28 protein-coding genes and 1 pseudogene are annotated in these 23,577 nt (G+C 32.8%); 24 read left to right on the forward strand and 5 right to left on the reverse strand.

The genetic code is table 11. From position 1 onward, the window contains the following. The 4 genes from H0I41_RS04115 (at position 1) to H0I41_RS04130 (ending at position 3,644) form a co-directional block, all read left to right on the forward strand. Complete coding sequence (locus H0I41_RS04115) at positions 1-513, forward strand: hypothetical protein (protein ID WP_011162136.1); 513 nt, start codon at positions 1-3, stop codon at positions 511-513. Between the two features lie 18 nt (positions 514-531). Beyond that, entirely contained in the window at positions 532-1,137 is a 606-nt protein-coding gene (locus H0I41_RS04120) for a hypothetical protein (RefSeq protein WP_011162135.1), read from the forward strand. Between the two features lie 80 nt (positions 1,138-1,217). Continuing rightward, on the forward strand, positions 1,218-2,678 hold the full coding sequence (locus H0I41_RS04125; protein WP_135014546.1) for a hypothetical protein: 1,461 nt from the start codon (positions 1,218-1,220) through the stop codon (positions 2,676-2,678). Positions 2,679-2,786: 108 nt separating this feature from the next. Further along, on the forward strand, positions 2,787-3,644 hold the full coding sequence (locus H0I41_RS04130) for a DNA/RNA non-specific endonuclease (protein WP_182094595.1): 858 nt from the start codon (positions 2,787-2,789) through the stop codon (positions 3,642-3,644). A 119-nt stretch (positions 3,645-3,763) separates the two neighbouring features. On the opposite strand, the gene H0I41_RS04135 is transcribed toward H0I41_RS04130, so the two are convergent. Next, a protein-coding gene (locus tag H0I41_RS04135) for an IS3-like element IS1223 family transposase (protein ID WP_135014791.1) occupies positions 3,764-5,166 on the reverse strand; the annotation gives its coding sequence in 2 pieces (ribosomal slippage) (positions 3,764-4,692 and positions 4,692-5,166; 1,404 coding nt in all). A gap of 189 nt (positions 5,167-5,355) precedes the next feature. Here H0I41_RS04135 and H0I41_RS04140 point away from each other — a divergent pair. From H0I41_RS04140 to H0I41_RS04190, 11 genes are all read left to right on the forward strand, one after another. After that, complete coding sequence (locus tag H0I41_RS04140) at positions 5,356-6,015, forward strand: amino acid ABC transporter permease (protein WP_011162132.1); 660 nt, start codon at positions 5,356-5,358, stop codon at positions 6,013-6,015. Beyond that, positions 5,996-6,673, forward strand: a complete 678-nt coding sequence (locus H0I41_RS04145; protein ID WP_004897208.1) for an amino acid ABC transporter permease — start codon at positions 5,996-5,998, stop codon at positions 6,671-6,673. Before H0I41_RS04140 ends, H0I41_RS04145 begins: the two co-directional genes overlap by 20 nt. A 3-nt stretch (positions 6,674-6,676) precedes the next feature. Next, positions 6,677-7,417: an amino acid ABC transporter ATP-binding protein gene (locus H0I41_RS04150; protein ID WP_135014662.1), complete on the forward strand. Its 741-nt coding sequence runs from the start codon at positions 6,677-6,679 to the stop codon at positions 7,415-7,417. Between the two features lie 11 nt (positions 7,418-7,428). Further along, complete coding sequence (locus tag H0I41_RS04155; protein ID WP_053107660.1) at positions 7,429-8,283, forward strand: transporter substrate-binding domain-containing protein; 855 nt, start codon at positions 7,429-7,431, stop codon at positions 8,281-8,283. 91 nt (positions 8,284-8,374) lie between these two features. Continuing rightward, positions 8,375-9,088 carry a tRNA (adenine(22)-N(1))-methyltransferase gene (locus tag H0I41_RS04160; protein WP_011162130.1) on the forward strand — a complete coding sequence of 238 codons (714 nt, stop codon included), beginning with the start codon at positions 8,375-8,377 and terminating at the stop codon, positions 9,086-9,088. After that, complete coding sequence (locus tag H0I41_RS04165; RefSeq protein WP_135014664.1) at positions 9,085-9,882, forward strand: Nif3-like dinuclear metal center hexameric protein; 798 nt, start codon at positions 9,085-9,087, stop codon at positions 9,880-9,882. The genes H0I41_RS04160 and H0I41_RS04165 overlap by 4 nt, the downstream gene beginning before the upstream one ends. Before the next feature lie 11 nt (positions 9,883-9,893). Next, positions 9,894-11,141 (forward strand): peptidase T, encoded by a 1,248-nt coding sequence (pepT, locus tag H0I41_RS04170; RefSeq protein WP_135014666.1) that lies wholly within the window; start codon positions 9,894-9,896, stop codon positions 11,139-11,141. A gap of 310 nt (positions 11,142-11,451) precedes the next feature. Beyond that, the gene (locus tag H0I41_RS04175) at positions 11,452-11,820 is read left to right on the forward strand and encodes a GntR family transcriptional regulator (protein WP_011162127.1); all 369 of its coding nucleotides are present in this window, start codon (positions 11,452-11,454) and stop codon (positions 11,818-11,820) included. A gap of 1 nt (position 11,821) precedes the next feature. After that, entirely contained in the window at positions 11,822-12,529 is a 708-nt protein-coding gene (locus H0I41_RS04180) for an ATP-binding cassette domain-containing protein (RefSeq protein ID WP_004897214.1), read from the forward strand. Positions 12,530-12,531: 2 nt separating this feature from the next. Beyond that, complete coding sequence (locus H0I41_RS04185; RefSeq protein WP_011162126.1) at positions 12,532-13,347, forward strand: hypothetical protein; 816 nt, start codon at positions 12,532-12,534, stop codon at positions 13,345-13,347. Positions 13,348-13,353: 6 nt separating this feature from the next. Then, the gene (locus H0I41_RS04190; RefSeq protein WP_011162125.1) at positions 13,354-14,190 is read left to right on the forward strand and encodes a hypothetical protein; all 837 of its coding nucleotides are present in this window, start codon (positions 13,354-13,356) and stop codon (positions 14,188-14,190) included. A gap of 54 nt (positions 14,191-14,244) precedes the next feature. On the opposite strand, the pseudogene H0I41_RS04195 reads toward H0I41_RS04190, so the two are convergent. Further along, positions 14,245-14,529: pseudogene (locus H0I41_RS04195) on the reverse strand (transposase); the annotation flags it as partial. A gap of 223 nt (positions 14,530-14,752) precedes the next feature. Here H0I41_RS04195 and H0I41_RS04200 point away from each other — a divergent pair. From H0I41_RS04200 to H0I41_RS09465, 6 genes are all read left to right on the forward strand, one after another. Then, entirely contained in the window at positions 14,753-15,568 is an 816-nt protein-coding gene (locus H0I41_RS04200; protein WP_086874933.1) for a helix-turn-helix domain-containing protein, read from the forward strand. Positions 15,569-15,758: 190 nt separating this feature from the next. Further along, positions 15,759-15,899 (forward strand): hypothetical protein, encoded by a 141-nt coding sequence (locus H0I41_RS04205; RefSeq protein ID WP_162222182.1) that lies wholly within the window; start codon positions 15,759-15,761, stop codon positions 15,897-15,899. Between the two features lie 37 nt (positions 15,900-15,936). Then, entirely contained in the window at positions 15,937-17,556 is a 1,620-nt protein-coding gene (locus H0I41_RS04210; protein ID WP_135014668.1) for an ATP-binding cassette domain-containing protein, read from the forward strand. Then, positions 17,534-17,905, forward strand: a complete 372-nt coding sequence (locus H0I41_RS04215; protein ID WP_011162121.1) for a hypothetical protein — start codon at positions 17,534-17,536, stop codon at positions 17,903-17,905. The genes H0I41_RS04210 and H0I41_RS04215 overlap by 23 nt, the downstream gene beginning before the upstream one ends. Next, the gene (locus H0I41_RS04220; protein WP_011162120.1) at positions 17,875-18,246 is read left to right on the forward strand and encodes a hypothetical protein; all 372 of its coding nucleotides are present in this window, start codon (positions 17,875-17,877) and stop codon (positions 18,244-18,246) included. The genes H0I41_RS04215 and H0I41_RS04220 overlap by 31 nt, the downstream gene beginning before the upstream one ends. Positions 18,247-18,423: 177 nt before the next feature. Further along, entirely contained in the window at positions 18,424-18,705 is a 282-nt protein-coding gene (locus H0I41_RS09465; RefSeq protein WP_044496706.1) for a Rossmann-fold NAD(P)-binding domain-containing protein, read from the forward strand. Positions 18,706-19,197: 492 nt separating this feature from the next. On the opposite strand, the gene H0I41_RS04230 is transcribed toward H0I41_RS09465, so the two are convergent. Together H0I41_RS04230 and lepB are read right to left on the reverse strand one after the other, a co-directional pair. Continuing rightward, positions 19,198-19,383 carry an LBP_cg2779 family protein gene (locus H0I41_RS04230; RefSeq protein ID WP_004895065.1) on the reverse strand — a complete coding sequence of 62 codons (186 nt, stop codon included), beginning with the start codon at positions 19,381-19,383 and terminating at the stop codon, positions 19,198-19,200. Between the two features lie 27 nt (positions 19,384-19,410). Further along, positions 19,411-19,980: a signal peptidase I gene (lepB, locus tag H0I41_RS04235; RefSeq protein WP_011162117.1), complete on the reverse strand. Its 570-nt coding sequence runs from the start codon at positions 19,978-19,980 to the stop codon at positions 19,411-19,413. A gap of 89 nt (positions 19,981-20,069) precedes the next feature. On the opposite strand from lepB, the gene H0I41_RS04240 reads away from it, so the two are divergent. Genes H0I41_RS04240 through H0I41_RS04250 form a run of 3 tightly spaced genes read left to right on the forward strand, consistent with a single transcriptional unit; the run spans position 20,070 to position 23,166 of the window. After that, positions 20,070-20,798, forward strand: a complete 729-nt coding sequence (locus H0I41_RS04240) for an SAM-dependent methyltransferase (protein WP_135014672.1) — start codon at positions 20,070-20,072, stop codon at positions 20,796-20,798. Then, positions 20,798-21,775, forward strand: coding sequence for a hypothetical protein (locus H0I41_RS04245; RefSeq protein ID WP_135014674.1), 978 nt, complete (start codon positions 20,798-20,800; stop codon positions 21,773-21,775). Before H0I41_RS04240 ends, H0I41_RS04245 begins: the two co-directional genes overlap by 1 nt. Further along, positions 21,775-23,166, forward strand: coding sequence for an RsmB/NOP family class I SAM-dependent RNA methyltransferase (locus H0I41_RS04250; protein WP_135014676.1), 1,392 nt, complete (start codon positions 21,775-21,777; stop codon positions 23,164-23,166). The genes H0I41_RS04245 and H0I41_RS04250 overlap by 1 nt, the downstream gene beginning before the upstream one ends. Positions 23,167-23,195: 29 nt before the next feature. Here H0I41_RS04250 and H0I41_RS04255 read toward each other — a convergent pair whose 3' ends face one another. Further along, on the reverse strand, positions 23,196-23,522 hold the full coding sequence (locus tag H0I41_RS04255) for a heavy metal-binding domain-containing protein (RefSeq protein WP_053107653.1): 327 nt from the start codon (positions 23,520-23,522) through the stop codon (positions 23,196-23,198). Between the last annotated feature and the right edge of the window lie 55 nt (positions 23,523-23,577).

A 23,577-nucleotide genomic window follows, 5' to 3' on the forward strand; every position in this document is an offset into this window, starting at 1 on the left:
ATGGATAAAATAAAAGAAAATAAATTTGTTATTAAAGCTAAGAAAATTTGGTCTAAGCATAAGATCATTGTTTCGGTTCTAGGAGGCTTCTTGGTTCTGATATGTTTATTTGGAATTAGAGAGGCTAGTCTTGTTGATCCATTAGATGGTGTTCAACAAGTGGGATGGAATTCGTATACGGGTTCTTGGTTTGTTCCGGATAAAGACCGAGATCGGATTGCAAGTAAAATTAGAGCATCCATATTAAAAAAGTATGGCGCAAGTAGTCAAACTATTAAGTATGTCGAAGATAATCCAAAGTGGGAATACGATTCAGATGACTATCGGCCAGTTAAATCCGATATTGGTGAAAGCAAAATGGATAAAGCGATTGATGAACTTAATTATGTGAAGTCGAGGCTTGATCTTTCTCGTGAAAGTGGAAATAAAATGGTTTTAAAAATTGATATGCCTAATGATAGGGCACGTAAAGATGGAATCAGACTCGTTAATCATGAATTTGGTAGTAATTAAATTTTATAGGTGGTAAGTGTGAGTTTTTTTGAAAGATTACTTAGTTTAAAGTGGTATTTTTACGTATTTACGCTAGGAACCATATATGCAATTTTCTTCTTAATAATCTTGTTTCCTATAATTTTAAATCCATATCGTCTCCCAAGTACAATTTTATTGTTGTTTATCCTAAGTTCCGGTGTTATTACCTTTCCGTGGATTCAATTAGCATGGCATGGACGTTTTGGACATTTCACAATGTGGTGGCTAAAAAGTTTTGGGAGAGCTTATGTTAAACGTAATAGGGATGCTAAGAAAGCTTATGATCGTACGCCTGAAAAAACGGTAACTAGTGCTCAGTATAATCCTGAAAATAATACCATTACGTATTGGATTAGCTATGATGATTCACCTAAAAAAGACGCGAGTTTTAGAGAGAGAAATAAGTTTTCCACTGATTATGTTCGGTATATGATGGTGGGATTTGTAAAGTATGTAGTAGAAGATATGCTAATTTTATTTTTTGGCTTTATTATTATTTTCTTTGTATTTAATAAGGCCTTTAAGAGAGCTGATAAATACGGATACTTGAAAAATAAGTATCAAGAAGGAAATATTAAAGATTCTAATAATGTTTCTAATTAAGAGGTGGTAATAAATTCTATTTAGTCATTTTAAAGAATCGAAAATCAAAATTATAAGTTAGATAAGGAGATTTTAAAATTATGAATAAAAAGTCATTGTTAAAAACTGCTTTAGTTTCAGCTACTATTCTTTCAGGTGCTGGATTATTTGCAAATAGTGCTCAAGCACAAGCTGCTACATCTGCAACTCACGCTAAACAAGTAAGAGGCGTTTTACAAGTAGTTGACCATGAAAATCAAGGTGAAGTTCACTTATATGATCGCGATGGTCACGTAATGAAACAAACTGTTAAGAATGGCAAGAAGTACAAGGTTTGGGAAAAAGCTTATATCAACGATGAGTTAATGTATCGTATCGGTACTGATAAGCAATGGATTCCAGCTAAGTACACTGACTGGAAAGCTGCTAAGTTAGGTCAAAATGTTGCTGTAGCAAGTAAAGCAACTAACGCAGCTTATAATCGTGAAAATTACGTTGGTGTTGCTACTATTAATTACCAAGGTTCAGGCAATGTTCGCTTAGTTAACAGCCAAGGTAACTACACTAGTCAATACTTACCAAAGAACTCAACTTGGAAAGTTTGGGAAAAAGCTGACATTAATCATGAACCAATGTACCGTGTAGGTAACCAAAGTCAATGGGTTCCTGCAAAATATGTATCAGTAAGTCAAACTAATACTAAAAACTTACAAAATAATGAAGTTCATCACGCTAGCGTTGTAGGCAATACTGCTAACAAGTCTTCCGATACTATTCGCCATGCTTCTACTTCAAGACCTGTAAATAATTCTACTCATACTAATAAGGAATTACATCAAGGCAATGTTACTGGAAACAAGAGTAGCAACAGTACTAACAATACTGCTCATAATACTACCCCTGTAAAACCAGTTACTCCAGCTAAGCCAGTAACTCCATCTAAACCAGTTACTCCAACTAAGCCTGCTGAAACAAAACCAGCACAGCCTGTAACTCCATCTAAGCCAGTAGAGCCAACTAAACCGGCTACTCCTAATAAGCCAGTTCAGCCTGTAACTCCAAGCAAGCCAGCTCAACCAGCTAAGCCAGTGACTCCTTCAAAACCAGTTACTCCAGCTAAGCCTGCTCAACCTGCAACTCCAAGTAAACCTGTACAACCTGCTAAACCAGTTCAACCAGCTACTCCAGTTAACAATAGTAAGCAAGCTTTAACTACTGGTCAAATGGAACAAGTCTTCTGGGATAGATATATGGCTCCAGCAGGTTACCAAAAAGGTAATATCCCAATTACCAACGACATTATGAAAAATGGATCAGCATCAGATGACATTCCTTGGAGTGTTGGAGATGCTCACACAGCATATATGACTTTGCATAATTATCATTATGTAAATACTAATGCAAGTAAAAATGAATTTTTACAAGATACTAAAGAAACGGCAGACCAATATGGATGGAACGATATGACAAACAGCGATGGTCAAAAGTATCAAAAAGCTTCAATTCGTGTAACACAAAGTTCACCAAATGACATTCGTATGGACGCTCTTTGGTACAATTAAAATCCAATAAACCGATAATTATATCGGTTTATTTTTTTATCAAAGTTTGTCATGGTAGATATGTATATATGATATAAATAGAAACATTTGAAAATAGGATATTAAATTATGAAGTTCAGTGAATTAATGAAAGCTCTTGGACATGAAGATCTAAACTGCATCACGAAGTATGGCGAGATAAAAGAATATCAAGATGAATATTTTTATACTATAAATTCTCAAACTTCAGATCTTATGCAAGAAATTAAAAGTAAAGTTTCTGAGAAAAAGCCAATGTTTCCATACTTATCTGATAATAAGAGTCTTTCAGATATAGATAAGCCTATAAAATGGGATGTACTCCTATCTAATAAGTGTGAAACACGATCAGCTAAAGAATTAATCGGAAAATTTTATAGAGGTAATAGGGATCCTAAATCATCTTTTTTAGACAAAGGTCATTTAGTGGCACGGGAGTTTCAAAAATATATTTGCGGACAAAATGAACCAACCGACAATTTTTTCTGTAAAAATGTAAGTTCAAACATAGCTTATCAATTTTGTGATAAAAATCGTGGTAATGGTAAGGAACGAGGACAACACCAGTTTGAACAAGCAGTCATGAATTGGTTCCAAAAAGCTAATGATACGGATAGTAAATCTAAGAAAGTAATAGTTTATTACGAAGTTGAACCTATCTTTCGCAAAAGTGGGGATAAAATCCCAATTGGAACTAGAATTTTTGCTTTTAGAGAAACTGACACAAGTGACCAAGTTAATAACTTTATAAGCCAAAGTAAGAAAAAAGATGAATTTAAAATAACTCTTCCTTATCATGTTTTTATTCCTAACTATATCGAAGATTATGAAGTAGAAAAAGGATTAAAAGTTTCAGAGATTGCAAAAGATTTTAGAATGTTCTATGCAGGAGATATAGAAAGTATATCCAAATGGTATTCACATCAGAATACATCTAAGAATAAATAAAGTAGTTTATAGTATCAGCAATTAAAAAGACATACGTAAATCCAATTCGTTTTTAGAGAAGAATCTAAAGATGAATAGGGGAATGAAGTGCCATAGAAAAGTTAGACATTTATAAAATTTTAAAGATTTGATAATACACGATTTCTGTATTTTACAGGAGTCGTGTATTTTAATTTGTTTGATCTTCTAACATTGTTAAACCAATAAATATAATCTTTCAGAATTTCCTTCATCTCTTCTAAACTTCCAATCTTAAGTCGATTCAGTTTTTCTCTCTTCATTAAATTAAATATCGTTTCTCCTGGTGCATTATCATGACAATTTCCTTTTCGGGACATGCTTTGGATTATATTCATTTTCTTTAGTCGAGCCTGATAGCCTGGATTCTGATATTGAAAGCCTTGATCTGAATGAAGGATAGGAGCAGCTCCTGGTGGAAGATTATCTGCTAGTTCATCTAGCATATTATAAATAGTTTTCATTTCAGGAGAATAACTTACTGCACAAGCTAGAATCTCCAAAGAAGCCTCATCTACTACAGGAGAAATATAAACTTTCTTGCCGCTAGTTAGTTTATATTCAGTTACATCGGTATGAAGAACTTTATAGGGGATTGTTTCATCAAAAGTTTGATTTAGGATATTTGGTGCTTTCTTTCCTACATTACCCTTATACGAACTATATTTACCAGTATTTTTATGATAAATTGTTGTTTTTATTCCTAAACTTCTCATTAACTTACGTACTGTTTCTAGAGAAAGTTTAAATCCTTCATCTCTTAACGCTCCCCACATAGGACGATAACCATATGTTTCTTGTCCTTCATAGCCATAATAGATTTCTTGAATCTTCTCTTTTACTAAAGCATACTTATCAGCTTGATTAATTCTATTTTTTACATTGTCATAGTAAGTCTTTCTATTTAATTTGAGCACTTTAAATAAGACCTTAAGTTTAATTTGATGGTGTTTTGCCCGAATATCCTGTATTAATTGTGTTTTTTGTTTGTTGGATAACGTGGATATCGGGCAGCCACTTTTTTTAAGACAAGATTTTCCACTCTAAGTCTTTCTAATTCAGCTTCCTGCTTAAGAATTTTTTCTTCATACTTTTGCTTTTCACTAAGTTCTAACTTTTTAGTTGTCTTCTTACTCTTTTTAGGCACTTTCCTAGGCCGACCTTTCTGTTTAGGCAGCAGCCCAGCATATCCTTCTTCATTGAACTTTTTAGCCCAATTGTATACTTGAGAATCACTAATATTAAACTTAGCCGCTACCTTTGAAACTCCAATAGAATGTGTTAAATAGTAGCGTACCACATTTAGCCTAAAGTCAGAAGAATAAGTAGTTTTAGTATGTTTAACAGATAAGGCAGCTAAACCTTGACACTTAGCCTTATCAATCCATCTACGAATAAGAGTCCAATGAATATTATATCGTTTAGCTAAACCTTTTATTGAATCTTCATGATTTAAATATTTGGAAACAATTTCAATTTTTAATTCAGTCGAATATTTGGTCATAAAAAAATACCTCATAATTATTAGATTTTATGTCTAACAATTATGAGGCACTTCAGAAGGCGTATGTCTTTTTTACTATAACAAAAATGAATACTACGATATAAGAAAATAATGCACTTACCTATTGTAACTGATTTAAAGTAAGTCTATAATACTACCAGTTACTTATTTTTGGAAAGAAGGGAAAATATGAGTTGGGCAATTATTCAGCAAAGTTTGCCACAATTTGTCAAAGGCTTTCAGGTAACAGTCTGGATGTCCTTTGTTGGAATTATTGGAGCGATGGTGGTTGGGCTCTGTTGTAGCTTGATTCAATATTTTCATGTTCCTGTAATTGATAAGATCGTCAGTGCATATGTTGAGCTTGCAAGAAATACACCGTTATTAATTCAGCTTTTCTTCTTATATTATGCTTTTCCGGTAATTGGATTAAAGATGAGCGCCATTACTTGTGGTTTAATTGGTTTGATATTTTTAGGTGGAGCTTATATGGCCGAAGCTTTCACTGGTGGATTTGATGGAATTAGCAAAAATCAAATTGAATCTGGTGAAGCAATTGGAATGTCAAAATGGCAATTAGCTCGTTATGTGGTCTTTCCACAAGGCTTTGCCTTAAGTGTTCCAGCGATTGCCGCAAATATTATTTTCTTAATCAAGGAAACATCAATTTTTTCAGTAATTGCTATTCCAGAATTAACTAATACAGCATTAGATTTGATTGGCTTATACTACCATTCAAATGAATATCTATTTGTCTTAGTAATTGCATATGCAATAATTTTAATTCCATTATCTTTATTATTAACTTGGCTTGAAAGGAGAGTTCGCTATGGGACATTCGGGGATTAATGTTTTATTCGAAGGAAGAAACTTTACCCGTTTGCTGGGTGGTCTCTGGACAAGTGTTTGGATTGCAGTTCTTTCTTTAATAATTGGCTTGGCACTAGGGGCATTATTTGGTGTTTTAAGAACATCGAAAAGTCGCTTAGTAAAAGTGATTTTTAGAATCTATCTAGAATTCTTTAGAATAGTGCCAACCGTAGTTTTATTATTCTTGTTCTATTATATTTTGCCTAGACAATTTAACTTGAATTGGCCGGCATCTGTTATGGCAGTGATTGCATTTGCTTTATGGGTTTCAGCTGAATTTAGTGATATTGTTCGTGGAGCGTTGATCTCGGTACCAAAAATTCAACGAGAATCAGGCTTAGCTCTTGGATTGAATAAATGGCAATTATTTATCTATGTCTTATTGCCGCAAGCTTTTCAATTAGAATTACCTGCAACAATTAATTTAGCTACAAGAGTAATTAAAACAACCTCTTTATTGATGATGATCAGTGTTATGGATGTTATCAATGTTGGACAACAAATTGTTGAAGCAAATAATCAAACTAATCCTAACGGTGTTTTTTGGGTATATGGATTGATTTTCTTCTTATACTTCATCGTTGATTATCCTTTATCACTTTGGGCAAAACGATTGAGTAAGAGAAACGAGGCGTAAGGGATGACTGAAAAAATATTAGAAGTTGAAGATTTAAACAAATTTTATGGAAATAAGCAAGTATTACATGATATTTCTTTTTCTCTAAATAAGGGAGAAGTATTAACATTACTTGGACCTTCTGGATCTGGTAAAAGTACCTTACTTCGCTGTTTAAATGGTTTAGAAGAATTTAAGAGCGGCACGATTATTTTTGAAGGAAAGAAAGTAATTCCAACTGCCAAGAATTGGCAGCAACTTCGCCAAAAAATTGGGATGGTTTTTCAGAGTTATGATCTTTTTCCAAATATGACGGTCTTAGAAAATATCTTGCTTGGTCCAGTTAAGGTTCAAAAGAGACCTAAGGCTGAGGTTGAAAAAGAAGCAAAAGCTCTATTAAAAAGAGTTCATTTAGAGCAGTATGCTAATTCATATCCACGACAATTATCAGGTGGACAAAAGCAGAGAATTGCAATTGTTCGTGCCTTAGCTCTTCATCCAGATTTAATGCTATTTGATGAAGTTACTGCTTCACTTGATCCAGAAATGGTTAGAGGAGTACTAGAATTAATCAAGCAGTTATCTGATGAAGATCATATGACCATGATCATCGTTACTCACGAGATGAACTTTGCTAAGCAGATTGCTGATCAAGTTTTATTCTTAGAAAATGGAACAATTGTAGAAGATACACCTGGGAAAGAATTTTTTGAGCATCCGAAAACAAAGAGAGCAGAAGAATTTTTAGAAGGTATGGAATTTTAGGGAGAGAAAAAATGAAGAAACATAAATTTATTAAAAAGTTAATTGCTGCTGTTGGAATTTTAGCTGTTGGAGCCGTGACTTTAACTGCTTGCTCAAATAATTCAAGCAGTAGTTCATCAAGCAACAATCCTAGCTCAGTTGCTGCAATTAAGAAACGTGGTACTTTAAAGGTTGCCGTATTTGGCGATTTACCACCATATGGTTGGGTTAATAAAGATGGCAAGCGTGTTGGATATGATGTTCGCTTAGCTCGTGAATTAGCTAAAGAAATGGGCGTTAAAGTTAAGTTTGTTCAAGTAAACGCTAATAACCGTGTTGATACCTTGAATGCAAACAAGGCTGATATTGTTTTAGCTAACTTCACTGTTACTTCGGAAAGAAAGCAAGTTGTAGATTTTGCTAAGCCATATATGAAAGTATCAGTTGGTGTTGTTTCACCTAAGTCTAAGCCAATTACTAATGTAAACCAATTGAAGGGTAAAAAGGTGATCGTAACTAAGGGTACTACTGCTGAAAATTACTTCACCAGTAAGCAACCAGATGTTGATCTTTTGAAATTTGATTCTAAGACTCAACAATTTAACGCAATGAAGAATGGTCGTGCTGCAGCTTTAGCTGATGACAACTCTTACTTATATGCTTGGGTAAAGAACAATCCTAAGTATACTGTTGGTATCAAGCACTTAGGACCAAATTCATACATTGCTCCTGCTGTTAAGAAGGGCAATAAGTCACTTCTTGACTGGACCAATAAGCACATTAATAAGCTTAACAAAGACGGCTTCTTTGTTAATGACTACAACCAAGAATTAAAGCCTTACTTTGGTGATGATGTTAAGCCATCAGATATCATTATTAACAAGTAAATATAATTGAATTTTTAGCAATAAAGGATTAATTTAGCCTTTATTGCTTTTTTATGATTAAAAATTTTTTCAAGTAAGTTTGGGATTATCTATGCTAAAATTTTTAATAAGAGGTGAGAGTGTGTTAGAAGAAAGACTAGCTCAAATTGGTAAAATGGTTGATCCACAAAGTCGCGTAGCAGATATTGGAACTGATCACGCATATTTACCAATTGCATTAGTAGAAGAAGGAAAAATAGATTTTGCAATTGCAAGTGACGTTGCAGCTGGCCCATTAGATAATGCAAAACAAGATATTGAACAAGCAGGCCTAGAAGATAAGATTGAGACAAGATTAGGCTCTGGATTAGAAACTTTAAAGAGCAGTGACCAAATTGATACAGTCGTAATCGCTGGAATGGGTGGAAAGCTCATGACTAATTTGTTAGAAACTGCTCATCAAGAGGGAAAGATCTATCCTACTTTAATTTTAGAGGCGAATATAGGTGAGCCTTTGGTTAGAAAATGGCTCGTTGATCATCAGTATGAGATAGTAGAAGAAAAGATTATCGAAGTAGCTGGCCACATTTATGAAATAATCAAGGCTAAGTTAACTGAGGCTAAACATAATTTATCTGATCAAGAATTAGAATTTGGTCCATTTTTATTAAAAGAAAAAAATCCAGTTTTTATTAAAAAATGGACTAAGCAACTTAATTACTATGAAAATCTAAAAGCTAATTTAAATAAGGCTAAAAATAAAGATGAGGCTAAAATTAGTCAGATAGATGATTTGATTGAAATGATTGAGGAAGTACTAAAATGACAAAAGTAGCAGATATTGTAGCTCGCTTAAAAAAAGACTTTCCTGAAGAAATTGCTTCTGAAGGTGATCCAGTTGGGATGCAAATCGGATCAATGGATGCAGATGTTACCAAGGTAATGACTACCTTAGACGTTCGGCCACAAGTAGTAGATGAAGCAATTGAAAAGGGTGTTGACCTCATAATTAGCCACCATCCAGTGATGTTTAGACCAGCTAAGAATCTTGATTTTGCTGATCCTCAAAATGCAATGTACGGTAAGTTAATTGCTAATGGAATTACTGTTTATTCAATTCATACTAATTCTGATAAGGCTGAAAATGGTTCAGCAGATTGGCAAGCTGAAGAATTAGGCTTAGAAGAGGTTGAGCCTTTTGCCTTAGATACTGATGGAATTGCCATTGGTAGAAAGGGTAAACTACCTAAGAAAATGACAGCTAAGGAATTTGCCTATTATGTTAAAGACAAGATGCAAATTCCAATGGCAAGACTGATTACTGCTGATAATGATAGGTTAATCTCAACTGTAGCCTTTATTTGCGGAGATGGTGGTAAGTTCTGGAGTCAAGCTCTAGTTGATGGAGTCGATGCATTTATAACCGGAGATGTATACTATCATGTTGGTCACGATATGATCTCTTCCGGGTTAACAGTAGTCGATCCAGGACACTACACTGAAAAACTTTTTAAATATAAGGTTGGAGATCGACTTGAAAAGTGGAATCAGGATTATAATTGGAATGTACCTGTAGTAATTTCAGAGGTATCAACTAACCCATTTCAAGATTTATTTTAGGAGGATTAAAAATGGCAGAATATCCAAATTTACTACCTAGATTTTTAAAATACGTTAAGGTGAATTCACGCTCTGACGAACATTCAGATCGTTTCCCATCAACTGAAAGAGAAGAAAACTTTCAAAAAAATGTAATCATGAAAGACTTAGAAGAACTAGGTCTTAAAGATGTTCACTATAATCAAAAAAGTGGATGTGTAATTGCAACTATTCCTTCAAATATTGATTATGAAGTACCTACTTTTGGTTTGTTAGCTCACTGTGATACAGCAGACTTTAATTCGGTTGATGTTAAACCGCAAATTACTGAAAACTATGATGGTGAATCTAAGATTCAATTGGGAGATACTGAATTTTATTTAGACCCAGAAGTTTTCCCTCATTTAAAGAACTATAAGGGCCAAACTATTATTTCTGCTTCTGGTGATACTTTACTTGGTGGAGACGATAAGTGTGGTATTTCTGAATTAATGACTTTTGCAGAATACTTGATGGAGCATCCCGAAGAAAAGCACGGCGAAATTAAGTTGGCATTTACTCCCGATGAAGAAATTGGTACTGGTGCAGAGCACTTTGATGTTGAAGAATTTGGTGCAGATTTTGCTTATACTGTTGATGGTGAAGCACCAGGAAAACTCGACTGGGGTACTTTTTCAGCAGCGCAATTTGGCTTAGATATTCAAGGTGTTAATGTACACCCAGCTGTTGCTAAGGGCCAAATGATTAATGCTATTCAAATTGGGATTGATTTCCATAATCAATTGCCTGAACATGATCGTCCAGAACATACTGAAGGTCGTGAAGGGTTCTTCCACTTGATGAATTTTGATGGAACAGTTGATTCAGCACATATGGACTACATCATTCGTGACTTTGAACGTGATGGTCTTGAAAAGAGAAAGAATCTAGTTAAAGACATCGTTAAGAAGATGAATGACGAGTTTGGTACTGAAAGAATTAAGCTGAAAATGTGGGATCAATATTACAACATGGCTGATGAATTAGAAAAGCACATGGAGATTGTTGATTTAGCTAGGGATGCTTACAAGGCTGAAGGGCTTACTGTTAATGAAGATCCAGTTCGTGGGGGAACAGATGGTTCTCAATTAACTTATATGGGTCTACCTTGTCCAAATCTTTTTGCTGGTGAAGAAAATATGCATGGACGCTATGAATACACTGTACTCGAGAGTATGTGGAAAGCAGTAGACGTCTTGCGTAAGATTAATCAATTAAACGTTGAGAGAAATAAGAAGTAAATAAGTGAAACAATTTTCAAGTGATTCTGATTAAATTCTCTATTTTCTATGATTGCTTGAATGGCTAAAAACACTTATTTATCAATGATCTTAAATTAATTAAAAATTAAAAATAGTTTTACACTGATACTATTAATCTGCTAAATAGTAGATAAAATGCTTGAAATAATAGCATTTTTATCTACTATTTTTTTATTAAAAAATATATTTTCTAAATTGTGAAACAAAATTATGGCTTGTATTTGAAAATGTATCTTGGTATTATAATAGTGTAATAGATAAACCGTACACTAGTAAAGAGGTGTAAAGATTGCAATTTCAAGATAATATTCCAATTTATGTTCAAATTGAAAAGTATCTTTATCGACAAATCGCTTTGGGGAAAATTAAGCCAGGAGAAAAAGTTCCATCAGTTCGCCAATTAGCTGTTGATCTAACAGTAAATGTCAATACGGTTCAGCGTGCTTTGAATCAAATGAATATCGAGGGAATTTTAGAGGTTAGGCGCGGACTTGGTTCGTTTGTAACAACAGATACAGAGTTGATTTTACAAAAGCGTAGAGAGCTAATTAAGGATACAATGAGTGAATTTTTAGAAAGTACTGCACAATTAGGCTTAACTCCAGAAAAGACGCTGGAAGAGCTTAAAAAGTTTATTGAGGAGAAGAAGGGAGATTAAAATGAATAAACTACTTGAAGTAAAAGAATTAACATATCGAAAAAACTTAAAAACTATTCTTGATAATGTGAACTTAGATGTTGATTCAGGAAAGATTATTGCCTTACTAGGTGAAAATGGTGCTGGTAAGACAACGTTAATGAGAGTAATTGTTGGTATTGCTAAGCATTATCAAGGTGAAGTACTGCTCAATGGGGATGGTAGTGAAGTTTACCGTAAAGCTAATATTGCCATGACTGACAATTTAAAGGGATTGAGTGATTCCACTAAAATTGGGGAAGTAGAGGAATTCTATCAAAAATTATTTTCAGATTTTGACAGTAGTAAATTCGAACAATTACGTTCCTTCATGAAACTTAACAATGAGATGAAGTTAGGTCAATTATCGCGAGGAATGCGTGAAAAACTTGAAATTGCTGTTACTTTAAGTAGGGAAGCTAAGTTGTATTTACTGGATGAACCATTTTCTGGTATTGATCCAATGGCTCGAAAGAGAATCATCAATTCAATCTTACTTTGGAAGAATCCAGACAGTACAATTATTATTTCTGATCACTTTGTAAATGAAATTACAACAATTTTAGATGAAGTAGTAATTGTAAAGGATAAAAAAATTGCCAGTCATCTTTCAGCAGATGATATAAGAGCACACGGAAAAAGTATTGAAGAGTATTATGAAAGCTTATACGCAGATGAAGGAGCTGAATAAGGATGACTACTTTTAAAGCACTATTTAATCAAATGGGTAAAAAGAAGCGCCGGAGTGTTTATCTGTTAGCTCTGTTGCAATTAGTAGCTGCATCTATTTTTGCACTTTGGGGACTTTTTTCTAATGGTGGATTTTCAAATTCAGATAAACCGATTGCGTGGTTTGTCATGGTATGTACTTTTACTCCATTAGCTGATATGGCCTATGTAGTTCTCTCTGCTTGGCAAAACGAAAAAGAGTATAGCTCTCAGACTTGGCGTTTAGTTCCAATTTCTTCAAGTAAATTTTACTTAGCAAATATTTCTTCTGCTATTGTTAATGGGCTTTACTTGGTATTAATTCAAATTGGAATGGGGATTGTTACGTTTTTACCAGCATTCTTAAGTAAAGATGTTAGAACTAATATTTGGGAAATTAACCGGGCCCTTGCTAAAGAAACTCATGCGGGCGACTTTTGGCAAAAATTTTCTGATGCTTTTCCAATTGGAGAAATACTAAGTGCATTTTTAGCCTTTATATTATTTGCAATTTTGGTTTATAGCATTGTGACTTTGCTCAATCTATCAAGTAGAACCATTACTGACTTTCTTCCTGATAAACATAGTAAATTAATTCGTTTTGTCATTATGATTATTTTGATCTTTATCTTTATTGTTTTGACAAATAATCTAGGAAGTTTATTAAATCAAGTCCGTTGGGGTGACACTACTAATGGTCTAATGTCATTTATAGAAAACAATTTAGTCTTGGCATTTATTGATATTGTTTTAGGTTCAATTAATGTTTGGCTTTTGAAGAACTTCCACGAAGGGAAGTAAGAGTATATGGCAACTTTTTCATCAATATTTAAAGAATTGACTAAAAGCAAAGTACGCCTTGTCCGCCGACTAGCAATTTTACAAGTGATTGTTGGAATTCTTTTAGGTTTTTGGGCACTCTTTAATTCAGCTTTTGAGGGTGAGAGTAAGGCTTATTTCTTAGTAGCTTTTCTGATGATCACACCACTATTTGATATAGCCTACTTAGCTCTTTCGAGTCGAAAAAATGAGGAAGTCTATTCGTCTCAAACTTGGCGATTAGCTCCAATTAAAGAAAGTTCTTTACTATTTGCAAATCTTTTATCAGCTGTTGTTAATGGTCTTTATTTAGTGGTTTTGCAAATAGGTATGATTCTCGCTGCAGGAATACCTGTAATGGGAACAAATGAATTTTGGAAGACTACTTTTAAAAACTTCGGGTCAATCGGTGAAGGAAAGTTATGGCAAGAGATGCACATAATGGATTTATTGTCTAGCATTGTTTTGATAGTTCTAATTGGTATATTCATTTATCTTGCTGTGAGTCTCGTTAATTTTACGGGAAAAATAGTTAGTGATTTTCTTCCTGAAAGAATAAGTAAATTGGTTTATTTCTTAGTCGTGGTTTTATTAGGTTGTATTGGATTAATATTTTTGATTAATACTTACGATGTTATTTTTACCTCACTAACTGGCTTTTTGCAAAATGGAATGTTTTTAACTACTTTAAGTAAGGATGCCAGTGATGTAAGATCAGACCTAACGAGTAATTACTTAACTTTATTTATAGTTCTGGGTGTAAATATAATTTTAGTTTTAGTGAATATTACTCTACTGAAGAAGTATCATGAAGCGCGGATATAAGAAAAAGGAATAAGATTTTGATTTTGATATGAACCCAAAAATTAGGACATATTATTAAACTGTTTGATTTAAAACCATATTTCGATATTGAATCGAAGTATGGTTTTTTATTGAGCTCTTAATTCTAAAATTATTGTAGTAATAAATATAGTCTTTGATTGCTTCTTCTAGTTCATCTAGATTTTTAAAAGTTTTTTCAAAGCCATACCACATTTCTCGCTTTAAGATTCCAAAGAAGCCCTCCATTAATCCATCATCTAATGAGTTGCCTTTTCTAGACATTGATTGTTCAATACCATGATTTTTAAGCCAGTTTTGAAAAGCAGGATGAGCTTTTTGTTTATAGATGTGTCATCTTTGTAAGCCTTAAATCTAAGAATATTTTTATTGAACAGATTACTGTACAGAAAAAAGATAAATCAATTAGGACAAAATATAAATTATAATGTGTAGTTATAAGAGAATGCTATGTACTTTTATAGTATGACAAAGGTAATATGAAAGGCTATATTACTTTTTAAAAGTTAATTCAGAAAAAGATAAGATAGTAAGAGTGATAATTATGAAGATAGCGAATGGATTAAAACAAATTAGAAAAATGTTAGGGCTTAGTCAGGAAAAAATGGCAGGTAATATTCTAACTAAATCATATTATTCAAAAATTGAGCGAGGAGAGTTTGAAATAAAAGCTTGTGATTTAGTAAAAATTTTGGAATTGCATGATATAAAGCCGTCTAAATTTTTCTCCATGTTAGAAAAGAATAATAAGAAATCAAAATATGATTATTATATAGATGCTTTAAGAGAAAGTTATTATGAAAATGACTTGATTAGGATTCAGAAAGTAGTAGATAGTTTAAAGAATGAACATCACGATAGACGAATTAATATTTTATTAGCACTTGCAGTCTTATTAGAAGCAAATCTAGAAGGTAACAGAGATAGAATACCTATTTCAGAAATAAATACAATTAAGAACTTAATTTTTGAAACTGACAATTGGGATAAATATAGTTTGTGTTTATTTTCAATGTCTATGAATTTATTTAATATTGAGGAATTAAATGTGATAATGCGGCAAATCTTAGATAAATGTCATCATTATGCAAGTAATGATTTAAAAAAATTTATGTCAGCTATTCTGGTAAATTATTTAGATTATTCTTTTCGCTTTAGTAATCAAAATACAGAAACAGTTTGGCAATCGATAACACAGTTAAAACAAACAGAGCCAAAACCTAAAAATTGTTTTACGTTAATTATGGGAAAATATTATGAAAGCTTGTTGAATAAGGATTATAAAAGAACACATGAAATTATAAACTTTTTGCAGCAAATAGGCATGAATGATTTTGTTAAAAAGATGTATAAAAAATGAGTGTCATATGTGACACTTTTTAAATGCTGAAAATCCTAAACTAGTAATATAAGAATACAAAATTTAATAGATAGAGGTGAAAAGTGATGGGACCATGTTTTCCTTTATAAATCTAAAGAAGTCTAACCGATATGGAAAATTCCAAAGATACATAAAGTAATTGTTATGCTTGTATTAAGATAGGACTTGAATGAAAAAAGATGATATTATGAAAGATTTAAATACATTTAGTGATTCATTAGGAAAATTACAAGAGGCAGAAAATCCAAGAGAAGAATTAGCGTGGTCGACATTTTCCGAGTTATATGTATTGGGACCTTCTGCAATGTAGTGAAAATATAATTTTTAAAGAAATGAGGTAATGCCTAATGAAAGAAAAAGAAGTACAAATTAACTTGAAATGGGTGTTATCTGTTTTACCTGTTAACTTAATTGTTATTATCATTATCTTAGCAGTAACGAGTTCGTTTGAGGGAGTAATTAATGGTTACGTTTTAGGACAGATGACTAATATTTCTTTCCATAATTTTGCAAATGTTGGAACTTTTTTGCTTCTAGTATTTACTGCCTATTTAATTACTTATGTATCAGCCTATCTATTTTTGTTAACTACTCAAAAGGCAATTCAATATTTAAATGAAAAGTTAAAGTATACTTTTTTTACTTCAGATTTTTATAAACAAAAGGATTTAAACGTAAGCTCATCAGACGTAATCAATAAGGTTACTAGTATTTCCAATCAAATTCAAAAGCAATATTTTCAGCCGCTATTTAATTTGATTCAGTGCTTAATGACTATTATTTCAACTACAATTGTTGTTTTAAAAACTAATTTATTATTAGGGTTAATCTATATTATTCTTTCATTATTAAGTATGGTTCCTAATCAAATTGGTAAAAAAAGAATGAATCAAAAAATGGATTCATGGAGTGAGTGCAATTCATCGTTGATTACAGTCATGAAAGATATCTTCCAAGGGAAAAATGAAATTAGAAAATTTGACGTCAAAAATCTTTTCTTTAGAAAATTTATTAGCACGTTAAGCGAAGAGGAAGAGAGATATTTTCAATTAAATCGTGTTCAATTTTCCGTTCAATTCTGTGCTTGGATGTGTTCTATTAGCGCTGACGTTATTCCAATGGGAGTTGGTCTGTTAATGGTGGCATATCATTTGGATGGCGTAGAAATAGGTACAATTGTGACCTTGTCTTTGACCGCAGACCATGTTCTTGGTGGAATTCGTGAATTTTCAAGTTATCAAACACAAATTACAAGTACTAAAAACATTCGTAATATTAAAATTATTCAAGATGATACTGATAAAGCGGTGAAAACTACCTCACAAAATCAACTCTCAGTGAATGGTATATCATTTGCTAGAGATAAAAAGTTGATTTTTAAGCATGTTAATTTACAAATGAAAGATAGAGATAAGGTAATAATAACCGGAGATTCTGGAGTAGGAAAATCTACTTTGCTCAATATAATTTCTGGTCAATTAACTCCAATTTCTGGTCAAGTTAAATTTGGTCAAGGTTCGATTGCTTTGTCTGATTCAGTTCTAATTTCGCAAAAACCATGGTTGTTTAAAGGAACTATTGCAGAGAACTTGTCTTTATATCAATCTTTCTCAGAAAAAAGATTGATAAAAGTGCTTAAAGAAGTTCACTTATGGAAAGAATTAGGCGCACAACCTTTGAATTTTGAAGTTGAAAGCAATGGGACTAATTTGTCAGGAGGACAAGCTCAAAGATTAGTGATTGCACGAGGCTTATTAAGAAAAAAGAATCTATTTTTACTTGATGAAATCACTTCAAGTCTAGATAAAGAAAATTCAACGAAGATTAGAACATTAATCTATCAATTACCAGTCATGATGATAGAAGTTGCACACAATATAGATTTTAATTTGGTTAAGAAGTATAAGATTAAAATTTATACTTTAACAAAGGATGGGATCATTAATGAGCGACACCTGGAAAATTAGATTAGGGGAAAATATTCTAGTTACGCAAAAAGAAGGTATAGAAAGTAATTTTGTAAGGTTAATTCATAACGAGTATGTTCCTCTGAGTGCTAAAATAGAAACTCATAATTTGAAGAAAATAGGGTTCATGGCTAATGAATATTTGAAAACAGCTTTTGGCAAAAAATATAATTTTAAGATAAATTTTATGACAACTTTTAGTTCTAAAGTAATAATGCCTATTTATGTAGTAAAAACCAAAACTATTATCGTACCAAATAGATTAGTTTTGCTACAAAATAGTAATAATTTAATTGATCAAGAAGTTTTTTCTTTTTTGTGTATCATGAAATTGGACACGCTTTCTTAGATCAAAATAGAACATCTATATATAAATCTATGAAAATAAAGTCTATTTTTACATATTTATGTGATAAATATAGTTTAGTAAAATTGAACATTAAAGATAAAACTTTAAGTTTAAATCTACAGCAAGTCTATAAAGAGTTTTTACCAGATTTTATAGCAATGTTATTATTACAAAAACAATTTACAAACCTCTTTTATAGAGATTGGAATGCTTTCTTTGCTAGCTTTAATTACTTTAAAACTGATAAGGAAATTGTATCAATTTTTAATAAGGATCCACACGCAATAATTGAAGCTAGAATTTCTATCAGTAAACAAGCTGTTAAATATTTTAATATCTGAAAATTAAGATAACTACACTTGGGGATCTAGGTGAAATTGGCCAGATCCTTTTTCTTTTTATTGAAAAAATCCTCTCCACCATTGATTAGCGTCTTACAACGCTTTTTCACATAATCGTGCTACGCTTGAGATAAGTATTGGTCTATTTTAGACAAAAGTGAAAGAGAGGTTAGTAAGATGAAAGTTGAAGTTATTGGTGCATCTGGAATGGCAGAGTGGCTGACAAAGGAAAATCCGCAAACTGATATTACAGGCATCGTTAGACGTGAAAGTAAGGCTAAGGAAATCCTGGGTAATGATGCTAATCTAATTGTCGATGATATTTTTGCCATCCATGATAGTATGATTAATAAATTTGATGTCATCATTGATGCTTTTGGTTTTCTCTTTGGGAAACAAAGGCGCTCAATTTTTTACAAATTCGTTTTCGACAGTAAGCTTGAGATTCTGCCGTTTTAAGTCTTTTACTTGTTTTTGAAGCTCTTGGATTTGTTGGTCTTTGCTTTTCATGAGATGGTCTGCCTTTCTTGTGATTAATGACATTCTCCTCATCTTCTTTATATTTGCGAAGCCAATTAAAGATCATGCCTGAGCTACGTAGCCCTAAATCTAATGAAACCTGAGTGGCTGGTTCATCGTTAATCAATATTCTTTTAATGGCAGTTTTCTTAAATTCTACTGAATAAGAAGAATATGATTTATTCAAGATTTTTAAGCCGTGAAGGTCTATTAGACGGATTAAATAATATAAATTGTCAGGTCTTACTCTATATTCTCTACCTAGTTGAGATAGTGATTTATGATAACGCTCCCAATTATTGTAGATGTAAATTTTGTCTTGCTTAGATAATTTAGACATAATAAAAACCTCGAAATTCTTGTCCGAATTTCGGGGTTCATATCATTTTTACCAAAACCTTATTCCTTTTTGTCTATTATTGAATAATTAAATTAAGAGTTAGCTTGAATATAATCTAAAACTTGTTCAGCTTCTTCTACGGTATATTTAGCTTCTCCAGTTTTCATTGCATGGAGTTTTTCAACGGAAAGATGACTTGAAAAAGCAAGAGCAGTGTCATTGACATTATTCTTAACTTCAAATTCAATAATTGCATCGGATAATTCTTCAGGACTCATTCTCTTCTTCACACTTTCTAAAATATATTAGTACCAATTTATTTGATTAAATGGGAAATACCGTAATTTTACCTCACCAATAATATCTTGTCTCTTGATAAATCCAATCATTCGGGAATCTTTAGAGACACTGCGGTGATCACCCATTACAAAGTACCAATTTTTAGGAACGCGTTTTACATGATAAAGTTGTTCTAAACTAAAATTGTTAGTGTAAAGCTGACCTTTGGAAAGCTTTTTCTTGTACTCAGTCAAATATGGTTCTTTAATTGGCTTCCCATTAATATACATTACATCATTTTTTGATTTAATGCTGTCTCCAGGCACTCCAATAATTCTTTTAATATATAGGGCACCTGGTTCATCTGGGGCTTTTAATATTACAATGTCGCCCCGAGAAAGTTTAGAATGTCGTACTGCAATAACTCGGTCATTATTTTCAAAAGTTGGCTGCATCGATGGTCCACTGATAGTTTCATTAGCAAGTAAAAATCGAAATACAACTAAATATAATCCAATAATTATAATTGCTAAAATAAATACTTGTAGGAGCCAGTGACCAAAAGATTCAGCCGATTCAGTTTTATGTTTTGCCATATTTTTGCTCCTTAATTTTTGCATCACTTTTATTATACCTGTTTTTATTTCTTTTGAATGGTAAAATCATTGCATAAGGAAGATATAAAATGAAGAAATATCAAAATAAACTTAACAAATTAGACAAAGAACTCAATTATTTACCACTTCATGAGCAAGTGATTGCCATTAATAATATAATTACTAACCTAGAGAAAGGAAAAATTTTACAAAAATCACCTAATTCACTTGGCTTTTTACCCGATAGCTTAGATATAATGATAGAGAATACGGCAAGCAGCGAGAAGGCCCAAGAAGCAAATAACTTACTGAATAATTTTCGTAGCTTTCTTTCAAGAGAATATGGAATCTGGTCTTTGCCAAATTTGGAAACTGCTAAGTTAATCAAACAAGAATATAATGCTAAATCAAGCTTAGAAATTATGGCGGGAAATGCATACTGGTCAAAAGCCTTAAGTGAGGTCGGTATAAAAGCGATCGCTAGTGATTCTTTTGCTTGGGCGAAAAGCTCAACAACAGGTGAATCTCCGATTTTTGAAACAGAAAATTTGGATGCCCTAAGTGCGATTAAAAAGCATCCCGAAGTTGATCTAATTATTTGCTCTTGGGCGCCCAATTTTGGGGAAGATGACGTAAATATTCTCAATCTTTATCGTCAGCTTGATTATCAGCCAGTTTTATTATTTATTGGTGAAAAATTTGGAGCAACCAATTCTACTACTTTTTGGCAAGAGGCAAAAACTACGACTAATAAAAAGGTTAATCGGAGTTTTCGAAGCTTTGATTTCATTAATGAAAAGGTGTTTGAGATAAAATAATGAAAATAAAACGACTTAGTCTTTTAATAATTTCTTTTTTAGCTTTCTTAGGACTGGGCTTAATTTTGTCACGGCAGCAGTCTCAGAGAGCTGATCAAGTTTTAAGTAATAACGGTTTATCAAGCACATATTATGTTTTTAATCCTAAGAAAAAACACAATATTAAACAGTTCCTAACTTATGTTAATAAAAATTTCTCTCATGATAAGGTGCAGATTCACTTTGAATCGGACTATATCCCAGACCGCGTTTTAATTTGGGCTAACTATAATTTGAAAAGTCAACCGCTTGCTAAAGGAAGTTCTAGGTACTTTAGTAAAAATGACTTTGATGGAACAATTCCTTTTGCAGTTATCTCATCCGATACTAAAGATCGAGTTGTAACCTTACAGAATAACCATTATCTAAAAGAGAATAATGATTATGTCACAATTATTGGTGAATTAAAGAAAAATAATGAGAGTCAAAATGGGGAGGCTGTTTACTATCTTTCAACTGGGATTAATCAGCCAACTGCAAAAGAATCAATTACCAACTATAAGGTAGTAGTAGATGGGTTGAATAAGAATGAGGCGAATGCCTTACAACATTATCTCCGGGGAAGTATGCAGATTAAGGACTTTAGTAAAACCTACAATAAGCAGCACGGGATCAGTCCAACTAAGAAATTAATCGGCGCAATTTTCTGTGTTGTAATTGCACTGATAGTTGCAGCAATTGCAGCGGTCCTAGCTGAAAATCCGGTAAACTTAAAATATGTTTCTAGTAAAATCTGGGCGCACTTATTGGCTGATTCTGGCTTACGTTTCTTTTTAGCCAATGGAATAATTGTTATTTTGACTAGTTTGGGTTTACAAACGTGGAGTTTTTACTCTAATCACAGTCAGTTATATGTCTTATTTTTAGTCGTTTTTGCAATGCAGATTATTACTTATGTATTAATGCTGCTGTTAATAAAAATTAAGAAGGAAAAATAATGTCATTACCGATTGAGTTTGTTGAAAAATATAAAAATTTATTGGGAGAAGAAGAAAGTAGTAAATTCTTCACTGCAATTGATAGTCCAAGTAAAAAAGGATTTCGTTTAAACCCACTAAAGAATAATTATCAGGATGTGCAATATAGTCTTAAAGAACCAATTGAATTTACTAAGGACGGATATTATGGAGAAATTTCAGGGCGTGATAGTGAATGGACAGGCGGCTATGTTTACTCCCAAGATCCATCGGCCATGTATCCAGCAGTTTCTCTTAATGTAAAACCTGGCGATAAGGTACTGGATTTATGTGCTGCTCCAGGCGGTAAATCAACTGCATTAGCGAGTTTGCTAGATGATACAGGGATCTTAGTAGCTAATGAAATTTCAAAAAGTAGAGCAAAAGATTTAAGAGAAAATCTAGAAAGATGGGGAGCTACAAATGTTGTAGTCACCAATGAAAGCCCTGATCGCTTATCAAAAAAATTGCCTCACTTTTTTGATAAAATTTTAGTTGATGCACCGTGTTCTGGAGAAGGGATGTTTAGAAAAGATCCTGCTGCGACACAATATTGGTCTCCTGACTATGTATTAACATGCCAAACTAGACAAAAAGAAATTCTGAGTGAAGCAATGAAGATGTTAAAGCCGGGCGGAGAGATCGTCTATTCTACTTGTACATATTCTCCAGAAGAAGATGAAGAAATAGTAGCGTGGTTAGTTGAGAACTATCCTTTAGAGATTGAACCTCTTAAGATTTATTCCGGAATGTCGGCCGGTAGACCAGAGTGGTCAGAATCTAACTTGCCAGAATTAAAGAAAACGGTTAGACTTTGGTTTCAAAATGGGGTGGGAGAAGGCCAGTTTGTTGCTCATCTAAAAAATATTGAAGAGAATCACGAGGTTTCAATTAAGGCTAAAAAGAGAAAGAACAAACGCCAGAAAAAGAGCACAATTACACGTTTAAATAAAGATGAGATTAGTGTGGTTGCAAAAGTATTAGATAATTTTGCTCTACCATCTAGTTTAGAAAAGTGGCAAAATGAGGTTTTGCAAAGTAATGGTCACGTCTTTGTCCCAGCTCTTGCCCCCGACCTGCTAACTGAACTACATGTTCTAAATAATGGTGTTGAATTAGGTTTACTTAAGAAAAAGCGTTTTGAACCGAGTCATCAACTAGCTGAGGTATTGGGACAAAAAGGACAAAAACAACTTATTAATTTTGAAGATAAGGCAGAGTATGAGCGATATATACATGGAGAGACGATTAAGGTAGATAGCAATTTGCGCGGCTTTGTTTTGGTTGCTTATCAAGACCATATTTTCAGTTTTGGAAAAATTGGAAATGATCAAATTTTAAAGAACTTCTATCCAAAAGGTTTAAGAAAATAAAAAACTGGCTGAGAAGCCAGTTTTTTAGATTAATCAATAAATTTAACGGCGGTTCCGTAAGCAACGACAGATTGCATATCGCCAGCAATTGAGCCTGAATCAAAACGCATCATAACTACGGCATCAGCACCCATTTCGGAGGCATTTTGACGAAGACGAGCAATTGATTGATCTCTTGATTCAGTTAACATTGACGTATAAGCCTTAATTTCACCACCGACAATACTTTTTAAGCCAGCACCAAAATCTCGAATTGCATTTTTGGATTGAGTTGTAACTCCAAATACTTCACCGATAATTTCATATTTTCTGCCTGGAATATTTTCAGTAGTTGTTACTAAAATTTGTTCTGCCATTTCTTTGTCCTCCTAAAAATATTTTCTTAATTATACTGAATCAAAAACATGAAGA

The sequence above is a fragment of the Lactobacillus johnsonii genome (assembly GCF_014058685.1).
In the GTDB taxonomy this organism is placed as follows: domain Bacteria; phylum Bacillota; class Bacilli; order Lactobacillales; family Lactobacillaceae; genus Lactobacillus.